Source organism: Pseudomonas sp. RIT288 (assembly GCF_000631985.1).
Taxonomy (GTDB): Bacteria; Pseudomonadota; Gammaproteobacteria; order Pseudomonadales; family Pseudomonadaceae; genus Aquipseudomonas.
On the sequence record NZ_JFYN01000001.1, the window covers coordinates 1 to 18,724 of the forward strand.

At 58.9% G+C, this 18,724-nt stretch carries 19 protein-coding genes; 10 read left to right on the top strand and 9 right to left on the bottom strand.

What is annotated here, in order from left to right; translation table 11 throughout:
- Positions 1–310 precede the first annotated feature (310 nt).
- On the bottom strand, positions 311–1,510 hold the full coding sequence (gene tyrS / locus BW33_RS00005) for a tyrosine--tRNA ligase (protein WP_047596395.1): 1,200 nt from the start codon (positions 1,508–1,510) through the stop codon (positions 311–313).
- A gap of 212 nt (positions 1,511–1,722) precedes the next feature.
- On the opposite strand from tyrS, the gene BW33_RS00010 reads away from it, so the two are divergent.
- Positions 1,723–3,147, top strand: a complete 1,425-nt coding sequence (locus BW33_RS00010; RefSeq protein ID WP_047596396.1) for a peptidoglycan DD-metalloendopeptidase family protein — start codon at positions 1,723–1,725, stop codon at positions 3,145–3,147.
- Between the two features lie 3 nt (positions 3,148–3,150).
- Complete coding sequence (locus BW33_RS00015; protein ID WP_047596397.1) at positions 3,151–4,242, top strand: anhydro-N-acetylmuramic acid kinase; 1,092 nt, start codon at positions 3,151–3,153, stop codon at positions 4,240–4,242.
- A gap of 75 nt (positions 4,243–4,317) precedes the next feature.
- Here BW33_RS00015 and erpA read toward each other — a convergent pair whose 3' ends face one another.
- On the bottom strand, positions 4,318–4,668 hold the full coding sequence (gene erpA / locus BW33_RS00020; protein WP_003228776.1) for an iron-sulfur cluster insertion protein ErpA: 351 nt from the start codon (positions 4,666–4,668) through the stop codon (positions 4,318–4,320).
- Between the two features lie 168 nt (positions 4,669–4,836).
- Positions 4,837–5,871, bottom strand: coding sequence for an N-acetyl-gamma-glutamyl-phosphate reductase (gene argC, locus BW33_RS00025; RefSeq protein ID WP_047596399.1), 1,035 nt, complete (start codon positions 5,869–5,871; stop codon positions 4,837–4,839).
- 135 nt (positions 5,872–6,006) lie between these two features.
- Between argC and hemJ the strand changes: the two genes are divergently transcribed.
- The 6 genes from hemJ (at position 6,007) to coq7 (ending at position 10,589) form a co-directional block, all read left to right on the top strand.
- Positions 6,007–6,435, top strand: coding sequence for a protoporphyrinogen oxidase HemJ (hemJ, locus tag BW33_RS00030; protein WP_047596400.1), 429 nt, complete (start codon positions 6,007–6,009; stop codon positions 6,433–6,435).
- A 35-nt stretch (positions 6,436–6,470) separates the two neighbouring features.
- Positions 6,471–7,439 (top strand): NAD(P)H-dependent flavin oxidoreductase, encoded by a 969-nt coding sequence (locus BW33_RS00035; protein ID WP_047596401.1) that lies wholly within the window; start codon positions 6,471–6,473, stop codon positions 7,437–7,439.
- Positions 7,440–7,518: 79 nt separating this feature from the next.
- Entirely contained in the window at positions 7,519–8,466 is a 948-nt protein-coding gene (locus BW33_RS00040) for a DUF805 domain-containing protein (RefSeq protein ID WP_047596403.1), read from the top strand.
- Between the two features lie 61 nt (positions 8,467–8,527).
- Positions 8,528–9,316 carry an SDR family NAD(P)-dependent oxidoreductase gene (locus BW33_RS00045; RefSeq protein ID WP_027610739.1) on the top strand — a complete coding sequence of 263 codons (789 nt, stop codon included), beginning with the start codon at positions 8,528–8,530 and terminating at the stop codon, positions 9,314–9,316.
- Between the two features lie 80 nt (positions 9,317–9,396).
- Entirely contained in the window at positions 9,397–9,735 is a 339-nt protein-coding gene (locus BW33_RS00050; protein WP_003228789.1) for a histidine triad nucleotide-binding protein, read from the top strand.
- A gap of 206 nt (positions 9,736–9,941) precedes the next feature.
- Entirely contained in the window at positions 9,942–10,589 is a 648-nt protein-coding gene (coq7, locus tag BW33_RS00055; RefSeq protein WP_047596405.1) for a 2-polyprenyl-3-methyl-6-methoxy-1,4-benzoquinone monooxygenase, read from the top strand.
- 109 nt (positions 10,590–10,698) lie between these two features.
- Here coq7 and speD read toward each other — a convergent pair whose 3' ends face one another.
- Positions 10,699–11,493: an adenosylmethionine decarboxylase gene (speD, locus tag BW33_RS00060; RefSeq protein WP_027610737.1), complete on the bottom strand. Its 795-nt coding sequence runs from the start codon at positions 11,491–11,493 to the stop codon at positions 10,699–10,701.
- 237 nt (positions 11,494–11,730) lie between these two features.
- Positions 11,731–12,153, bottom strand: coding sequence for an OsmC family protein (locus tag BW33_RS00065; protein ID WP_003228794.1), 423 nt, complete (start codon positions 12,151–12,153; stop codon positions 11,731–11,733).
- Positions 12,154–12,392: 239 nt separating this feature from the next.
- On the opposite strand from BW33_RS00065, the gene crp reads away from it, so the two are divergent.
- Positions 12,393–13,037 (top strand): cAMP-activated global transcriptional regulator CRP, encoded by a 645-nt coding sequence (gene crp / locus BW33_RS00070; protein WP_047596407.1) that lies wholly within the window; start codon positions 12,393–12,395, stop codon positions 13,035–13,037.
- Positions 13,038–13,047: 10 nt separating this feature from the next.
- On the opposite strand, the gene BW33_RS00075 is transcribed toward crp, so the two are convergent.
- From BW33_RS00075 to BW33_RS00090, 4 genes are all read right to left on the bottom strand, one after another.
- Positions 13,048–13,746, bottom strand: coding sequence for a lipoate--protein ligase family protein (locus BW33_RS00075; RefSeq protein ID WP_047596409.1), 699 nt, complete (start codon positions 13,744–13,746; stop codon positions 13,048–13,050).
- Positions 13,747–13,880: 134 nt separating this feature from the next.
- Positions 13,881–14,717, bottom strand: a complete 837-nt coding sequence (gene trpC, locus BW33_RS00080) for an indole-3-glycerol phosphate synthase TrpC (protein WP_047596411.1) — start codon at positions 14,715–14,717, stop codon at positions 13,881–13,883.
- Positions 14,714–15,763, bottom strand: coding sequence for an anthranilate phosphoribosyltransferase (gene trpD / locus BW33_RS00085; protein ID WP_003228800.1), 1,050 nt, complete (start codon positions 15,761–15,763; stop codon positions 14,714–14,716). Before trpD ends, trpC begins: the two co-directional genes overlap by 4 nt.
- Positions 15,764–15,771: 8 nt before the next feature.
- Positions 15,772–16,365 carry an aminodeoxychorismate/anthranilate synthase component II gene (locus BW33_RS00090; protein ID WP_047596412.1) on the bottom strand — a complete coding sequence of 198 codons (594 nt, stop codon included), beginning with the start codon at positions 16,363–16,365 and terminating at the stop codon, positions 15,772–15,774.
- A 407-nt stretch (positions 16,366–16,772) separates the two neighbouring features.
- Here BW33_RS00090 and estP point away from each other — a divergent pair, with 407 nt between their 5' ends.
- Positions 16,773–18,683: an esterase EstP gene (gene estP / locus BW33_RS00095; RefSeq protein WP_047596413.1), complete on the top strand. Its 1,911-nt coding sequence runs from the start codon at positions 16,773–16,775 to the stop codon at positions 18,681–18,683.
- The last annotated feature ends 41 nt before the right edge of the window (positions 18,684–18,724 follow it).

Consider the following 18,724-nt stretch of genomic DNA (forward strand, 5'->3'; position numbering starts at 1 on the left):
TTTCGAAGATTTCTTCAACAACTTCAACCACTTGCGCTTCCGATCTCTCGTTAGCGGGAGGCGAATTCTACAGCGTTACACGCTGCTGTCAACACCTCTTTTTCTCCGCTTTCGACCGAGACGATCGAACCGTCAAAAGAGCCAAACATCACCGCTCTTTCAACTCCTTCCAGACTTCGATGAACTGAAGCAGGCCGCTATCGAAAACCGTATAACTCATTGAATCTCAAGGAGTTTTCCGTTTCGACTGCGCCGGAAGTGGGGCGAATTATAGACTTCTAAAATTCGCCGTCAACCCTTATTTCAAAATTTATTCAGCTTTCAGCGTGATACGCGCAAACGCCTTCTTGCCCGCCTGGCAAACATGGGTCGCGCCCAGTACATATATAAAGGAGCGATCAACCACCTCACCATCAACACGCACACCGCCAGAAGCCAACAGATCACGCGCCGCTGCCGAGTTCTTCACCAGGCCTGCCTTATTAAGGACAGCCGCAATCGGCATATCCTCAGTAGAGGCCAGCTCAATCTCTGGCAGATCATCCGGCAACTCGCCATCTTTCATACGATTACCCGCAGCGCGATGAGCATTGGCCGCAGCCTCGTCACCATGGAAGCGCGCGACGATCTCTTCCGCCAACTTTATCTTGATGTCGCGCGGGTTAGCCCCCGCCTCCACATCTGCACGAAAGGCATTGATCTCATCCATCGAACGGAAGCTGAGCAGCTCAAAGTAACGCCACATCAACGCATCCGGGATAGAGACCAGCTTGCCGTACATCACACCTGGCGCCTCCTGAATACCGACGTAGTTGCCCAACGACTTGGACATCTTCTTCACGCCATCCAGACCTTCGAGCAACGGCATGGTCAGAATGCATTGAGCCTCCTGACCATAACCACGCTGCAGCTCACGCCCCATCAGCAAGTTGAACTTCTGATCGGTACCACCCAACTCGACATCCGCGCGCAGAGCAACCGAGTCATAGCCCTGAACCAGCGGATAGAGGAACTCATGAATAGCGATCGGCTGATTGGTGGTGTAACGCTTGTCGAAGTCATCGCGCTCAAGCATGCGTGCAACGGTGTACTGCGAAGTCAGACGAATGAAGTCCGCAGGCCCCATCTGATCCATCCAGGTGGAGTTGAACGCAACTTCGGTCTTCGCCGGATCAAGAATCTTGAACACTTGAGTCTTGTACGTCTCGGCGTTTTCCAGAACCTGCTCGCGAGTCAAAGGAGGACGAGTCGCACTCTTGCCGCTTGGATCACCGATCATTCCGGTGAAGTCACCAATAAGGAAGATCACCTGATGCCCCAATTCCTGGAACTGGCGCAGCTTATTAATAAGCACGGTGTGACCCAAGTGCAGATCCGGGGCGGTTGGGTCGAAACCAGCCTTGATACGCAGCGGCTGGCCGCGCTTGAGCTTCTCGATCAGCTCGGACTCGACCAATAGTTCTTCCGCACCACGTTTAATCAGCGCTAGCTGCTCTTCAACCGACTTCATAACAGACCCGCAAGGCTCAGATTCAAAGGGAACCAACCATACAAGATCGTGCACCAATTACAAGTTTTGCCCGGCGCACGGACACCAATCTGCAGACAGGGTGTCTGTAGACTTGCTTCGGGGATGATTTGGTTATATTTTATACAGTTATTTCATCTTCATCATGTCATTCATCTTTTCCAATTCATCTTTTTTCAAAGTCAAAATTACTTATGACCACTGAACCGTCTAAAGCGCCACCGCTTTACCCGAAGACCCACCTGCTCGCCGCAAGTGGAATCGCCGCCCTTCTCAGCCTGGCGCTCCTGGTATTTCCTTCCAGTGATGTTGAAGCCAAAAAGACAACCCTGAGCCTTGAACTGGAAAGTCCTGCTGAACAACTGACACAAGATCAAGACGCTGCTGATGCGGCTCAAGCCACAAATGAGCCAGTAGCCTCACCTTTCGCCCAGATCGAAAACAGCACCGAAGACACCCAGAAAACCGCTGAAGCCGCACCGACGCCCGCTCCTGTTGCCGAGAAACCAAAAGCCCCGGGGCACCGCGAAGTCGTCGTTTCCAAAGGCGATACGCTCTCTACACTGTTCGAGAAAGTCGGTCTGCCAGCCGCTGCTGTGCACGAAGTGCTGGCCAGCGACAAACAAGCCAGACAGTTCAGCCAGCTCAAGCACGGCCAGAAGCTCGAGTTCGAACTGAACCCGGAAGGCCAACTGACCAGCCTGCACAGCAAGGTCAGCGACGTCGAAACCATTACCCTGACCAAGAATGACAAGGGCTACGCATTCAACCGCGTAACAGCCAAGCCGACCGTTCGCACGGCTTACGTGCACGGCGTGATCAATAGCTCCCTGTCACAATCCGCTGCCCGCGCAGGCCTGTCCCACAGCCTGACGATGGATATGGCCAGCGTCTTCGGCTACGACGTCGACTTCGCTCAGGACATCCGGCAAGGTGACGAGTTCGACGTGATCTACGAGCAGAAAGTGGTCAACGGCAAGGCCGTTGGCACCGGACCGATTCTGTCTGCGCGCTTCACCAACCGCGGCAAAACCTACACTGCCGTGCGTTACACCAACAAACAAGGCAACAGCAGCTACTACACTGCTGATGGCAACAGCATGCGCAAAGCGTTCATCCGTACGCCGGTGGACTTCGCCCGCATCAGCTCCAAGTTCTCCATGGGCCGCAAACATCCGATCCTCAACAAGATCCGCGCCCACAAAGGTGTCGATTACGCAGCGCCACGCGGTACGCCGATCAAGGCTGCCGGCGACGGCAAAGTGCTGCTGGCCGGTCGCCGCGGTGGCTACGGCAACACGGTGATCATCCAGCACGGCAACACCTACCGCACGCTGTACGGCCACATGCAAGGCTTCGCCAAAGGCGTGAAAACCGGCGGCAGCGTCAAGCAAGGCCAAGTGATCGGTTACATTGGTACCACCGGCCTGTCCACTGGACCGCACTTGCACTATGAGTTCCAGGTCAACGGCGTTCACGTCGACCCACTGGGCCAGAAGCTGCCAATGGCGGATCCGATCGCCAAGTCCGAGCGCGCACGCTTCCTTGCGCAGAGCCAGCCGCTGATGGCGCGCATGGATCAAGAGAAGGCCACCATGCTGGCTTCGAGCAAGCGCTAAGCCATGGCTCTTTATATCGGCGTGATGTCCGGCACCAGTCTCGATGGGCTGGACATCGCCCTGATCGAGCAGACCTCGGCGATCAAACTGATCGCCACGCATTACATCCCCATGCCTGAATCCCTGCGCGCCGAGCTGCTTGGCTTGTGCGCCAGCGGCCCCGACGAAATCGCCCGCTCGGCGGTCGCTCAGCAGCACTGGGTGAAACTCGCCGCAAAGGGCATCCATACCCTCCTCGATCAACAGCAGCTGAAGCCTGAGGCCATTCGTGCAATCGGCAGTCATGGCCAGACCATTCGCCATGAGCCCGCTCGCGGCTTCACCGTGCAGATCGGCAATCCTGCGCTCCTGACAGAGTTGACCGGCATCACCGTGGTCAGCGACTTCCGCAGCCGCGATGTGGCTGCTGGCGGCCAAGGCGCCCCACTGGTGCCTGCCTTCCACGAGGCTTTGTTCGAAGAGCGTAGCGGTAACCGTGCAGTCTTGAATGTCGGCGGTTTCAGCAATCTGAGTCTGATAGAGCCGACCCAGCCTGTAGCCGGTTTCGACTGCGGCCCTGGGAATGTGCTGATGGATGCCTGGATTCATCAGCAACGTGGAGAGAACTACGATCGCAACGGCCAGTGGGCGGCCACCGGCACGGTCGAGCCAGTCTTGCTGAAAGCTCTGCTCGGCGACCCATTCTTCCTGACCAAAGGCCCTAAGAGCACTGGCCGGGAAGTGTTCAACCTGCCGTGGCTGGAGCACCACCTCTCAAGTTTGCCGAGCTTCGCTGCTGAAAACGTTCAGGCAACGCTGCTTGAACTGACGGCGCTGACCATCGTCGAGTCGCTGCAAAGCGCTCAATCCGATACCCAGGAAATGCTGGTCTGCGGCGGCGGCGCTCACAACGCTACGCTGATGAAACGTCTTGCCGACCTGCTGCCTAACGCTACCGTCGCCAGCACCGCCACTCACGGCGTCGATCCGGACTGGGTCGAGGCAATGGCCTTCGCCTGGCTGGCCCATTGCTGCCTCGAAGGCATTGCCGCCAATCGCCCGAGCGTCACCGGCGCCAAAGGCCTGCGGGTACTCGGCGCCATCTATCCCAACTGAATAAAACGCCGGCAACAAAAAACGCCGCAGAACCGTAAGGCTCTGCGGCGTTTTGTTGTGTACAGCGAGGTGCGATCAGATCGAGAACGAAGAACCGCAACCACAGGTCGTGGTGGCGTTCGGGTTCTTGATCACGAAGCGCGAACCTTCCAGTCCTTCCTGATAGTCCACTTCGGCACCCGCCAGGTACTGGAAACTCATCGGATCGACCACCAGACTCACGCCTTCGCGCTCGACGATGGTGTCGTCCTCGGCCACATCTTCATCGAAGGTGAAGCCGTACTGAAAGCCCGAACAACCGCCGCCCGTAACGAATACGCGCAGCTTCAAGCGATCATTCCCCTCTTCATCGACCAGGCTCTTCACTTTGTGCGCAGCACCTTGAGTGAATTGCAAAGCCGTGGGGGTGAAGGATTCGACGCTCATGCTGACTATCTCCCGGCGTTACGCCGCCATAATGCGTGATGACGCGCATTATCCGCTTGTCCTAGAAAATCGGTCAACTATTGTTACGGTATATCAATAAACCCGACCAACTGCCCAGAATGCAAAAAGGCCCGTTTGACGGGCCTTTTTGCTGTGTTGCCGAAAGTGTTACGGCAGCATACCGGCGTGGGACAGACCGAAGCGCTCATCCAGTCCGAACAGGATGTTCATGTTCTGCACCGCCTGACCCGACGCGCCTTTGACCAGGTTGTCGATCACCGACAGAACCACCACCAGATCACCATCCTGCGGACGATGCACAGCGATGCGGCAGACGTTGGCGCCACGCACGCTGCGAGTTTCCGGGTGGCTGCCGGCCGGCATCACATCGACGAACGGCTCATTGGCATAACGTTTTTCGAACAGTGCCTGCAGATCCACCGAACGATCAACCACGGTCGCGTAGAGCGTGGAATGAATGCCACGAATCATCGGCGTCAAGTGTGGAACGAAGGTCAGACCGACATCCTTGCCCGCTGCGCGACGCAGACCCTGGCGAATTTCCGGCAGATGACGGTGACCTTTCACCGCGTAAGCCTTCATGCTTTCTGAAGTCTCAGAGTACAGCGAGCCTACCGCTGCGCCACGACCGGCACCGCTGACGCCGGATTTGCAATCGGCGATCAGACGCGAAGTGTCAGCCAGCCCCGCTTCAAGCAGCGGCAGGAAACCCAGTTGTGTGGCGGTTGGATAGCAGCCCGGCACGGCGATGAGACGTGCCTTCTTGATCTGCTCGCGATTGACTTCCGGCAGACCGTAGACCGCTTCGTCCAGCAAGTCCGGTGCACCGTGTGGCTGGCCGTACCATTTGGCCCACTCTTCAGCGTCCTGCAGACGGAAGTCCGCGGACAGGTCGATGACCTTGGTGCCCGCAGCCAGCAGTTCACCGGCCAACGCATGGGCAACGCCATGCGGCGTGGCGAAAAACACAACGTCGCAAGCACCCAGGGTTTTGACGTCCGGCACGCTGAACGCCAGACCGTCGTAGTGACCGCGCAGGTTCGGGTACATGTCAGCCACGGCCAGACCGGCCTCGGATCGGGAAGTGATCACCACCACTTCTGCCTGCGGATGCTGTGCCAACAGACGCAGCAGTTCGACACCGGTGTAACCCGTGCCGCCGACGATACCGACCTTGACCATAAACCTGCCCTCAACGAACCCACTGGAAAGCCGTCGATAATAGGGGCCGCGCGCCCCTGCGACAACCATCAAGGTGACGTGCGGACGCTGAAGCCTCTACTATCCCGGCTACCGTGAACCTGGGAATATCTAAAAATGCTCTATCTATGGATCAAAGCGTTTCATATCGTCAGCATCGTCTGCTGGTTTGCCGGGCTGTTCTACTTGCCGCGGCTGTTCGTTTATCACGCGCAAAGTGAGGATACGATCAGCAAAGAACGCTTCAGCATCATGGAGCGCAAACTGTATCGCGGCATCATGGGCCCCGCGATGATCGCAACGCTGATTTTCGGCGGCTGGCTGATCTACCTCAATCCGGGCATCTTCAGCATGGGTGGCTGGATTCACGCCAAGCTGACCCTGGTGGTCTTGCTGATCGGCTACCACCACATGTGCGGTGCGCAGGTAAAACGCTTCGCCCGTGGCGAGAACACCCGCAGCCATGTCTTTTATCGCTGGTTCAATGAAGTGCCGGTTCTGATATTGCTGGCTATCGTAATTCTGGTCGTGGTCAAGCCGTTCTAATTTCATGACAGGCATCACACCTCGGGGGATTTCCAATGTCGCTACCCGCTTTGCTCGAACAACGTCTGCGCTTGCCGATAGTGGCGGCGCCGATGTTCCTGATCTCCAATCCAGAGCTGGTGCTCGCCTGCTGCCGTAACGGCGTGGTTGGCAGTTTCCCGGCGCTGAACCAGCGCGAAAGCAGCGGCTTCAAGGCTTGGCTGGAGGAGATTGAAGCGGGACTGGCGACACTGGACAACCCGGCACCGTATGCAGTGAACCTGATCGTGCATAACAGCAATCCGCGCTTGCAGGCGGATCTGAATATCTGCGTCGAGCACAAGGTGCCGATTGTCATCACCAGCCTCGGTGCGGTGAAGGAACTGGTCGATGCCGTGCACAGCTATGGCGGCCTGGTGTTCCACGACGTGACCACTCGCCGGCATGCCGAGAAAGCCGCCGAAGCCGGAGTCGACGGTTTGATCGCCGTTGCGGCAGGCGCCGGAGGGCATGCCGGCACCTGGAGCCCCTTTGCGCTGATCGCCGAGATCCGCGAGTTCTTCGATAAAACCCTGCTGCTTGCCGGATGTCTTAACCACGGCCATGAGATCCTGGCCGCACAACTGCTCGGCGCGGATCTGGCCTACTTCGGTACGCGATTTATCGGCACCACCGAAAGTCATGCGCCTGACGCCTATAAGGACATGCTGCTGACGGCCAAGGCGGCGGACATCATTCATACTCCTGCAGTCTCCGGCGTACCGGCCAGCTTCATGCGTCAAAGCCTGGAGGCGGCGGGTTTCGATATGGCTGCACTGCAGGGCAGGGGCGAAGTCAATTTCGGTGACAAGCTCAAACCGATCAACGACGAGGCCAAGGCCTGGAAGACCGTGTGGTCGGCCGGCCAGGGCGTAGGCCAGATTGACGACCTGCCGAGCGTGGATCAGCTGATCGCCCGGCTCGACGCGGAATATCGTCAGGCGCTGGAACGCGCGGCGCAGTTGCCGAAACGCTGGCCGCGCTGAGAAAAATCAGGCCAGTCATCGACCGACTGGCCTTACACTTGCTGACCTTCAATTCATTCGCGACAAGGATGCCTCGGCCATGAGCGAACCTCGTTACAAGATCGTTTTCGACGGTGCTCTACAGCCCGGTGTCGATCTCACCACCGCCAGGCTCAACCTGGCGGCCCTGTTCAAAAGCGATGTTGCTGCTATTGAACGTCTGTTCAACGGCAACACCGTCGCACTCAAGCGCGACCTGACCCACAGCGATGCGCAGACTTACTTGCAAGCACTGAGCAAGACCGGGATCGACGCGCGGATCGAGGCGGAAACGCCAATCGAGCTGAATCTGGCGGACGTGCACGAACATCAACCCGCGATTGCCGAACCCGTCTCGCCCTACGCACCACCGCGCGCCAACGTTGGCGAGAACCTGCCGGCCTTTGCTGAGCTCAAGCCCTTCAGCGTCGAAGGCCGGATCGGTCGCCTGCGGTTTCTGGCCTGGACGATGGTGCTGAGCCTGGTGACTCTGCCGATCGTGGGCATATTCGCCCTGCTCGCTCTCGGACTTGTCAGTGGCGACTCCACCACCGGCCTGATCATTGGCGGGATATTCGCGTTCTTCCTGTTCCTCGGTTTCATCATTGTCAGCATTCTTTTCAGCGTGCAGCGCCTGCACGATATCGGCTGGTCCGGCTGGCTCTGGCTGCTGAACCTGGTGCCGTTCGTGGGCAGCTTCTTCCCGCTGGTGATCATGGTCGTGCCGGGCAACACCGGGGCCAATCGCTACGGCCCGCCGCCACCGCCCAACAGCACCGCGGTCAAAGTGCTGTGCTCGTTGTGGATCGTGTTCTTTGCCCTGGTATTCGCCGGCGGCATGCTCGGCGGCATCTCGGCGATTCAGCAGGAATACGAAAGCAACCTTGAGAGCAGCTACGAAAGCGGCTCGGTCACCACCGATGAAGTCGAGGTCGAGACTGAACCGGCGAATTCCGTGGACGATGCAGCCGAAGCGGCCCCGGCCCCTGTAGACTCTGCGAAAGAATGAACAACGCTCCCCGCCATGACACCTGCGTCGCTGGCGCGGAGCTGTTGCGATGGAGAATTGCATGACCCGTTACGCTCTGATCACTGGCGCCTCCAGTGGCATCGGCCTGGCCATGGCTGAAGCTTTGGCCCGGCGCGGCCGCAGCCTGATTCTGGTGGCCCGCCAGCGTGATCAGCTGGAAAGTATCGCGATCGAACTGACCCAGCGCTTTGGCGTGGAAGTTTTGTTCCGTGCCTGTGACCTGGGTGAGCCATTGCGCTTGTCCGGCTTCCTGCTGGAACTGGAAGAAGGCGACCGGCAGATCGATCTGCTGGTCAATTGTGCCGGCATCGGCACCTGCGGCCCGTTCCTCGCCCAGGACTGGATGACTGAGCAGGATCTGATCGAAGTCAACATCCTCGCCCTCACTCGCCTGTGCCACGCCATTGGCAACAGCATGGCGCTGCAGGGCGGCGGGCAGATCCTCAACGTCGCCTCGGTGGCGGCGTTCAATCCCGGCCCGTGGATGAGCACTTACTACGCCAGCAAGGCTTACGTTCTGCACTTCTCCGAAGCGCTGAGGGTTGAACTGAAACAGAGCGCGGTCAAAGTCTCGGTACTTTGCCCCGGCCCGACCCGCACCGCATTTTTCCGCACCGCGCAGCTCAACAGCGACAAACTCAAGGACAGCAAACTGCTGATGAGTCCCGAGGAAGTCGCGCTGTACACCGTGCGTGCGCTGGAGAAAAACCGCGCCATCATCATTCCGGGACGGCGCAACCGCTGGCTGGCCTTCCTGCCACGCCTCGGCTCGCGCTGGCTCAATCGCACCATCGTCGGCATGGTCAACAAGGCTTACTGCCCGCGCTGAACTGTCCTACGGCAAAACACTGGGCGGGGTCATTTCCCATGAGTACACTCAGGCCAGCCCCCACAACGGAGAAAACAGCAGTGGATACTCTGTTCACCAAGATCATCAACCGGGAGATCCCGGCCAAGATCATTTACGAGGACGACCAGGTTCTGGCGTTCCACGACATCGCCCCTCAGGCACCGGTGCATTTCCTGGTGATCCCGAAGAAACCGGTGCGTACCCTCAACGACCTGACCGAAGACGACAAGGCACTGGCCGGGCACATCCTGTTCACTGCCCAGCGTCTGGCACTGGAGCTGGGCTGCGAGGAAGGCTTTCGGGTGGTGATGAACTGCAATGAAAAAGGTGGGCAGACCGTCTATCACATTCATATGCACGTACTCGGTCAGCGCCAGATGAACTGGCCGCCGGGCTGAATCACTGTGTAGGAGCTGTCGAAGGCTCGGGCCGCGACCGAACGATCTTTTGACTTTGATCTTTTGAAACAAGATCAAAAGATCGCAGCCTGCGGCAGCTCCTACATACAGCAAATCAAGCGCAACACAGCGGCAAATGACCCAGCGCAAACCTTCCCCGGCCGATTCGGTTAAACTGGACGCCGAGATTTTTCCCGGAGGTCAGCATGACTACCCAACGTCACTACTCGCCGATTGACCGTCTTCTGCTGCAAGCCGACGCCGCGATGCGTACCCTGCTGCCCTTCAGCGGCCAGCCGTACCGTCCGTCACCCGCCATCGTGCAGCCGGAAGTGCAGATGAGCGATGAAGACACCCGCCACGTCGCCGGCCTGATGCGCATCAACCACACCGGTGAAGTCTGCGCCCAGGCGCTGTATCAGGGCCAGGCGCTGACCGCCAAGTTGCCGCAGGTGCGTGCAGCCATGGAGCACGCCGCCGAAGAGGAAATCGATCACCTGGTGTGGTGCGAGCAGCGCATTCATCAACTGGGCAGCCATACCAGCGTGCTCAATCCGCTGTTCTATGGAATGTCGTTCGGCATCGGCGCTGTGGCCGGACTGATCAGTGACAAGGTCAGCCTCGGCTTCGTTGCGGCCACCGAGCATCAGGTGTGCAAGCACCTGAACGAGCACCTTGAGCAACTGCCGGCCGAGGACGAGAAGTCCCGGGCGATTCTGGAGCAGATGCGCGTTGATGAAGAACATCATGCCGAGAGCGCACTCGATGCGGGTGGTTTCCGTTTTCCGGCGCCGGTGAAGTTCGGGATGAGTCTGTTGGCGAAGGTGATGACCAAGAGTACTTATCGGATCTGAGATCTGTATTGCTGCAGAAGCTCCCTTCGCGAGCAGGTTCGCTCCTAAGGGGGCATGCGGCAGACATTAAAAAAGGCGACCGAAGTCGCCTTTTTTGTGCCCGGGAATCTTACGCTGGCATGTTGCGCGCGTAGAAGATTTCCAGCATTTCGTGTTTCACACGCTCGGTCACCTGAGCACGCTGCTCGGAGGACAGATTGCTGGTGGCGTCGCCGAACAGGTAATTATCCAGTTCGAAGTTCTTCAGCAGCATTTTGGTGTGGAACAGGTTTTCCTGGTACACGTTCACGTCGGTCATCTGGTACGCGTCGCGAGTGTCTTCGGAAAGGTAGTTCTGGATCGAATTGATCTCGTGGTCGATGAAGTGCTTGTTGCCTTCAACGTCACGGGTGAAGCCGCGCACACGGTAATCCACAGTCACGATGTCCGAGTCGAACTGGTGAATGAGGAAGTTGAGCGCTTTAAGCGGTGAAATGACACCACAGGTCGACACGTCGATGTCCACACGGAACGTCGCAATACCGGCGTCCGGATGGATTTCCGGATAGGTATGTACCGTGATGTGACTCTTGTCGAGGTGGGCAAGGATGATTTCGGGCAATGGACCCGGGGACTCTTCGATCTGGCTGTCAGTCGGGGTCACCGGCTCTTCCGAGATCAGAATCGTGACGCTGGCACCCTGAGGCTCATAGTTCTGACTCGCGATGTTCAGAATGTTGGCACCAATGATTTCGACAACTTCCGTGAGGATCTGCGTCAGGCGTTCGGCGTTGTACTCTTGGTTGATGTACTCGACGTAAGCCTGCTGGTCTTGCGGGGTTTCCGCGTAGCAGATGTCATAGATGTTGAAGCTCAAGGTCTTTGTCAGGTTGTTGAACCCGTGGAGCTTGAGTTTGCTTTTCACCGTTAAAAACTCTCTATGTATGCGGCGCAGCCGCGTGATCAAGCATGCCCGTCAAGTGCGAACAACGCACCTGCGTAGGACGGTTAACACCTCTTCGCGATGGCGATTTTGGTTATCTGTTCAGGCGGACGATCTGTCGGCTGACCGATCACTGCCCTGAAAAAAGTGGCGCATTATGCAGACGTCAGCGAGGGATCGCCAGAGTCTGCACTGCTTTTATGATAGTTGAATGTCGGTTCAACCGAGTTCGACGATTTCATAATCGTGAGTGATCGCCACGCCGGCCGCGCCGAGCATGATCGAGGCCGAGCAATACTTCTCGGCAGACAGTTCGATGGCGCGCTTGACCTGGGCTTCTTTCAGGCCCCGGCCCTTGACCACGAAATGCATGTGGATCTTGGTGAACACCTTCGGATCTTCGGTCGCGCGCTCGGCTTCGAGGAACGCTTCGCAGCTTTCAACCGCCTGACGCGACTTCTTCAGGATGCTGACCACGTCGAAGTTGCTGCAACCGCCAACGCCCAGCAGGAGCATTTCCATCGGGCGAACACCCAGATTACGACCACCGGCGTCCGGCGGACCGTCCATGACCACGACATGACCGCTACCGGATTCGCCGAGGAACATGGCTTCGCCAGCCCATTGGATGCGTGCCTTCATCGCCAAGACTCCACTGTAGAAAAAAGGGTCGCCAGCTTAGCACAGGCCTTTGCTCTGACAGCGCCCGGCGTTCCTAGGACGGATGCCTCAGCTGCGTAGGTAATTTCTCGAATTTTCGACGAAGTGTCTGGTAAGCTGGCGCCAATTCGCTGGCGCCAATTGTCAGCCTGTGTAGCGACCGCCTTCAGCGCCTCATAAAAAAATCAAACATCACCGTGCAGTCTTTTCGGGATACAACCATGGTTGCTATTACCCCCACACCCAGAATCAAGAACCTCGACAAGCTGTTGATGCATTGCCAGCGCCGTCGCCATGCGGCCAAGAGCAACATCATCTGCGCCGGCGATCGCTCGGACACGCTGTACTTCATCATCAAAGGTTCGGTCACCATCCTGATCGAGGATGACGACGGTCGGGAAATGATCATCGCCTACCTCAACGCCGGGGATTTCTTCGGCGAGCTGGGTTTGTTCGAACAAGCGGGCCAGGAACAGCAGCGCAGCGCCTGGGTGCGGGCCAAGGTTGAATGTGAAATCGCCGAAATCAGCTACGTGAAGTTCCGCGAACTGTCGCAGCAGGATCCAGACATTCTTTACGTCCTCAGCGGACAAATCGCACAACGTCTGCGCAATACCACGCGCAAGGTCGGCGATCTGGCGTTTTTCGATGTCACCGGTCGTGTTGCCCGTTGCCTGCTGGAGTTGTGCAAACAGCCTGACGCGATGACCCACCCGGACGGCATGCAGATCAAGGTGACCCGTCAGGAAATCGGCCGAATTGTCGGTTGTTCGCGGGAGATGGTCGGTCGCGTGCTCAAGGATCTTGAAGAACGCAACCTGGTCGATGTGAAAGGCAAGACCATGGTGGTCTTCGGCACGCGCTAAGCGCGCAAAATCAGGCGCTGTAGACCTGCGCCAGCATCAGACGAAACAGCTCATCCAGACGCGCCAATGCCGTTGGCGCGACGAATTTCTCATGCAGGGCGATGTGGCTTTCGGCCCGCACCCGCTGCTCCAGACCGCAAGCCTCGTTGAAGCGATTGACCGCTGCAACCATCGACTCGCGCTCGTTATCCATCAGCATCGCCCCGTGCACCAGCCCCACCGGACGTTGACCGCCCTGACTCTGGCGCCAGCGCTGAGCGGTGCCGACCATCTTGCGGCCGTCGAGATTGACGTTGAAACGACCGTCGCAGAACGCGCCGTCGATTTCGCCCAACGACGACACACCGCCCAACTCATCCAGCAACTCACAAATCGGATCGCACAGACGCCGGTAGCCGGTTTCGATGCGGTTCAGATCACCCTCGCTGCGGGGTGGGGCGTAGACCAACGCGATGTTGATGGTTGAAGCGGATTGCGGGACCGGTTCACCGCCGGTTTCCCGCAACAAGACTGGCCAACCGGCAGCGGCGGAGACTTCGCAGGCATGTTCGAAGCCGGGCAGACGATTGAGCCGGCGCGGCATGACCAGGGCACGATCGCTGGGTTGCCAGAACAGGAGGCCAAATTCGGCATCGCCGGCGCAGACCGAAGCGAGCAAGTCCTGTTCGGCTTGCAGGCCGGTTTCGATGGGGAGGGAGACAGGGATCATAAGGTTTCCGTAGGACGTTCAGTCTGAGGTGAATCTTATGTCGTCATCGCGAGCAGGCTCACTCCTACAGGGGGAACGCATTCCAAATGTAGGAGTGAGCCCGCTCGCGATGGCGTCTACTCGGTCTGACTGGGTCAGTCGAGGGTCGAACCACTGACCGGAACGCCACGCTCCGGGAAGAACAGGCGCTGCAGTTCGGTGCCTGGGCTTTCCGCGCGCATGAACGCTTCGCCGACCAGGAACGCATAAACGTCGCTGATTTCCATCAACTCGACATCGGCACGGTTGAGAATGCCACTCTCGGTGATCACCAGACGATCGCGCGGGATGCGCGGCAGCAGGTCGAGGGTGGTTTCCAGGCTCACGTCGAAGGTGTGCAGGTTGCGGTTGTTGACCCCGACCAGTGGCGTGTCGAGGGTTTTCAGCGCGCGTTCCAGCTCATCGCCGTCGTGCACTTCCACCAGCACGTCGAGACCGACGCCTTTGGCGACCGAGGCCAGCTCAGCCATTTTCACGTCGTCCAGTGCGGAGACGATCAACAGCACGCAGTCGGCGCCCAGCGCGCGGGCTTCGACGATCTGGTATGGATCGATCATGAAGTCCTTGCGGATCACTGGCAATTTGCAAGCGGCGCGGGCCTGTTGCAGGTAGGCATCGGCGCCCTGGAAGTAGTCGATATCGGTCAGTACGGACAGACAGGTCGCCCCGCCCTTCTCGTAGCTCTTGGCGATGTCGGCAGGCACGAAGTTCTCGCGGATCACACCTTTGCTCGGCGAAGCCTTCTTGATTTCGGCGATTACCGCCGGCTGTTTCTTCTTGGCCTGCGCCAGCAGTGCCTGGGCAAAACCACGGGGTGCATCGGCCGCCTTGGCCAGACTTTCCAGCTCGCTCAGGCTGACGCGAGCGCTGCGCTCGGCGACTTCCTGGACTTTGCGCGCCAGAATGTTTTCCAGAACCGTCGGTACACTCATCCCTCATTCTCCACTTTGAATACCGCGGTAAAGGCACCCAACTCCTCGAGTTTTTCCCGAGCAAGACCGGTGTGCAGAGCGTCGTGCGCAAGCGCCACGCCTTCTTTGAGACTGGTCGCCAGGTCAGCGGCATACAGCGCCGCACCGGCATTGAGCACAATCATTTCGGCAGCCTTCTGGCCGTTTTCGGTCTTGCGCTTGCCCAGCGCATCGCGGATCAACGCCAGCGAGGCTTCCGGGCCTTCGACCGAGAGGCCGTGCAGGCTCTGGCTCTTCATGCCCAGATCTTCCGGCTCGACCCAATACTCAGTGATCTCGTTGTTCTTCAGCTCAGCGACAAAGGTCGGCGCGGCGAGACTGAACTCGTCCAGACCGTCCTTCGAGTGCACCACCAGCACGTGCTTGCTACCCAAGCGCTGCAAGACTTCTGCCAACGGCCGGCACAGCGCGGGCGTAAACACGCCCACCACCTGATGTTTGACACCGGCCGGATTCGTAAGCGGGCCGAGCATGTTGAACAACGTGCGCAGGCCGAGATCGCGGCGCGGGCCGGCGGCGTACTTCATGGCTTTGTGGTGAGTCTGGGCAAACATGAAACCGATGCCGACGTTGTCGATACAACGGGCAACCTGCACCGGCGTCAGGTTGAGATAGATACCGGCGGCTTCCAACAAGTCGGCGCTGCCGCTCTTGCCCGATACCGCACGGTTGCCGTGCTTGGCCACGGTGCAACCGGCTGCCGCGACGACAAACGCGGACGCCGTCGACACGTTGAAAATGTTCGCACCGTCACCGCCGGTACCGACCACATCGACCACGCCGTCGAGGGTCTTGAGTTCGACCTGGTCGGCCAGTTCACGCATTACCGAAACGGCGCCGACGATTTCGTCGATGCTCTCGCTCTTCATGCGCATGGCCATCATGAATGCGCCGATCTGCGCTTCGGTGCATTGACCGGTCATGATTTCGCGCATCACGTCGCGCATTTCTTCGGTGCTGAGGTCGAGGTGTTCGACGATACGGCTCAGGGCTGTCTTGATATTCATGGGAGTCCTTAGCGCGTGCCGCCGGTTTGTTTGAGGAAGTTGGCAAACAGTTCATGGCCCTGCTCGGTCAGGATCGACTCAGGGTGGAACTGTACGCCCTCAATGTTCAGGGTTTTGTGCCGCAGGCCCATGATTTCGTCGACCGAGCCGTCATCGTGCTGCGTCCACGCGGTCAGCTCCAGGCACTCGGGCAAAGTATCGTGCTTGACGATCAAAGAGTGGTAGCGGGTAACCGTCAGCGGATGATTCAGACCGGCGAAAACGCCCTTGTCCTCATGGAATACCGGACTAGTCTTACCGTGCATCACCTGGCGGGCACGCACGACATCGCCGCCGAAGGCCTGACCGATGGACTGATGGCCCAGACACACGCCGAGGATCGGCAGTTTGCCGGCGAAATGCTTGATGGCCTCGATGGAAATGCCGGCTTCAGTCGGCGTGCACGGGCCTGGCGAAACCACGATGCGCTCAGGGTTGAGCGCTTCGATTTCGGCGACGGTCAGTTCGTCGTTGCGCACGACTTTGACCTCGGCACCCAGCTCGCCGAGGTACTGCACAACGTTGTAAGTAAAGGAGTCGTAGTTGTCGATCATCAGCAACATGGCGTTTCGAACCTCTTGAATTCTGATTTGAGGACAGCCTTCGAATGACTTGCCCGCAGGGCGTTGCACGATGTCGGACGCGCAGGTGGCGTCGGCACAGCGGCATTTCAAACGGGCAAGGAAGGCAAAGCGATACAGATCCGGCCGGGCCGGCAGAAAAGATTCAGGCGCGCCAACGCCAACGGGCGTGTGCCTTGATGACTTGATCCAGAAGTTTGCTGACGATCAACACGGGGAAGGTCTCGTTCATACGTTCCGGCACAGTAACTTAGCTGGGCAGAGCGTGCAATATGGCGGGGCTGACGGGGGACAAAACTAAGGGGGGCTTCGCGACCGATGGCAAAAGGCCGGAAGTTTTTGGTACTGTCGTTTCGTTCACCTACAACAATAAATAAACGGACTTGCTCATGATCAAACAGACGTTGTTTGTACCGCTCGCCGGTTGCCTGCTCGCCATGGCTTGCGCCCAGGCGTACGCAGCACCCGCACCTTATTCCAACTTCATCGTCTTCGGCGACAGCCTGAACGATGCCGGGACTTTCAAGGATACCGGCGGTCCGGCCGGTGCCACGCAACGCTACACCAACCGCACCGGCCCGCTGTACAAGGACGGCACCGGGGAAAACCGCAACCTCAACGCCACCCAGATCATCGGCGGCAAACTCGGTTTCAGTCCCGATCAGACCGCCTCCTCGTCCTCGGCTGTACGTGCCGGTGAAGGTCTTGCAGATGGCAACAACTGGGCGGTGGGTGGTTACCGGACCGACCAGATTCTCGACTCGATTACCACGCAGTCCGCCACCGGCGAACGCACCCGAAGCGGTTACCTGCCTTCGAACGGCTTCCGCGCCGACCCGAATGCGCTGTATTACCTGTCCGGGGGCGGCAATGACTTCCTTCAGGGCCGCGTACTCAGTCTCGATCAGGCCAGCTCGGCGGCCGATCGCCTGGCCGACAGCGCCCGTACGCTGCAAGGCGCCGGCGCCAAATACATCATGGTCTGGCTGCTGCCGGACATCGGCCTGACCCCGGCCATCAACGGCTCACCACTGCAGAGCTTTACCTCGCAGCTCAGTGCCCGGTTCAACACCGAACTGGTCAGCCAGCTGCAAGGCATCAACGCCGAAATCATTCCGCTGAACATTCCGGTGCTGCTCAAAGAAGCGTTCGCCAACCCGGCGCAGTTCGGCCTCGCGACCGACCAGAACCTGACGGCCACCTGCTTCAGCGGCAACAGTTGCACCGAGAACGCCCGATACGGCATCAACAGCGCCACACCGGATCCGACCAAGCTGATCTACAACGACTCGGTGCACCCGACCGAAGCCGGCCAGCGCCTGATTGCCGACTACGCCTATTCGCTGCTGGCCGCCCCTTGGGAGCTGACCTTGCTGCCGGAAATGGCCCAAGGTTCGTTGCGCGCGCATCAGGATGAACTGCGCAATCAATGGCTGGCCGATTGGGAAAAATGGCAAGCCGTGGGCCAATGGCGCGCCATCGTTGCCGGCGGCGGTCAACATCAGGACTTCGACGGCCAGCACAGCGCCGCCAGTGCCGATGGCAACGGCTACAACCTGAACATCGGCGGCAGCTATCGCGTCAACGAAGCCTGGCGCGTCGGTCTGGCCGCAGGTTTCTATCAACAGAAACTCGAAGCCGGCGACGCCGACTCGGAATACAAACTCAACTCCTACATGGGCACCGCATTCGCCCAGTATCAGCAAAACCGCTGGTGGGGCGATCTGGCGATGACCGCCGGCAAACTCGACTACGACAGCCTCAAGCGCAAATTCCAGCTCGGGGTCAACGAGCGCGGGGAGAAGGGCGATACTGACGGCTACGTGCTGGCGATCAGCGGCCGAATCGGCTACGACATCGCACAGCAGGCCAGCAGCCCGTGGCACCTGTCGCCATTCGTCAGCGCCGATTTTGGCAAGGTCGAGGTCGACGGTTACTCGGAAAAAGGCGCGGATTCCACAGCGCTGACCTTCGATGACCAGTCGCGCAACTCGCGGCGCCTGGGCCTGGGCATCCAGGGCAAGTACCAGATCACCGCGCAGACCGAAGTGTTCGGCGAGTTCGCTCATGAACGTGAGTACAACGACGACCGCCAGGATCTGACCATCAACCTCAACAGCCTGCCGGGCAACCGTTTCACCCTCGAAGGCTACGAGCCGCAGACCAACCTCAATCGCCTGAACCTGGGCGTGAGCCACAAGCTCACGCAGGACCTGGCGTTGCGCGCCAGCTACAACGTGCGCAAGGATGATGACTTTACCCAGCAGGGGGTTAATGTCGGGGTCAGTCTCGATTTCTGAGGCTGAAAGGCAAAAGATCGCAGGCTGCGCCAGTTCCTACA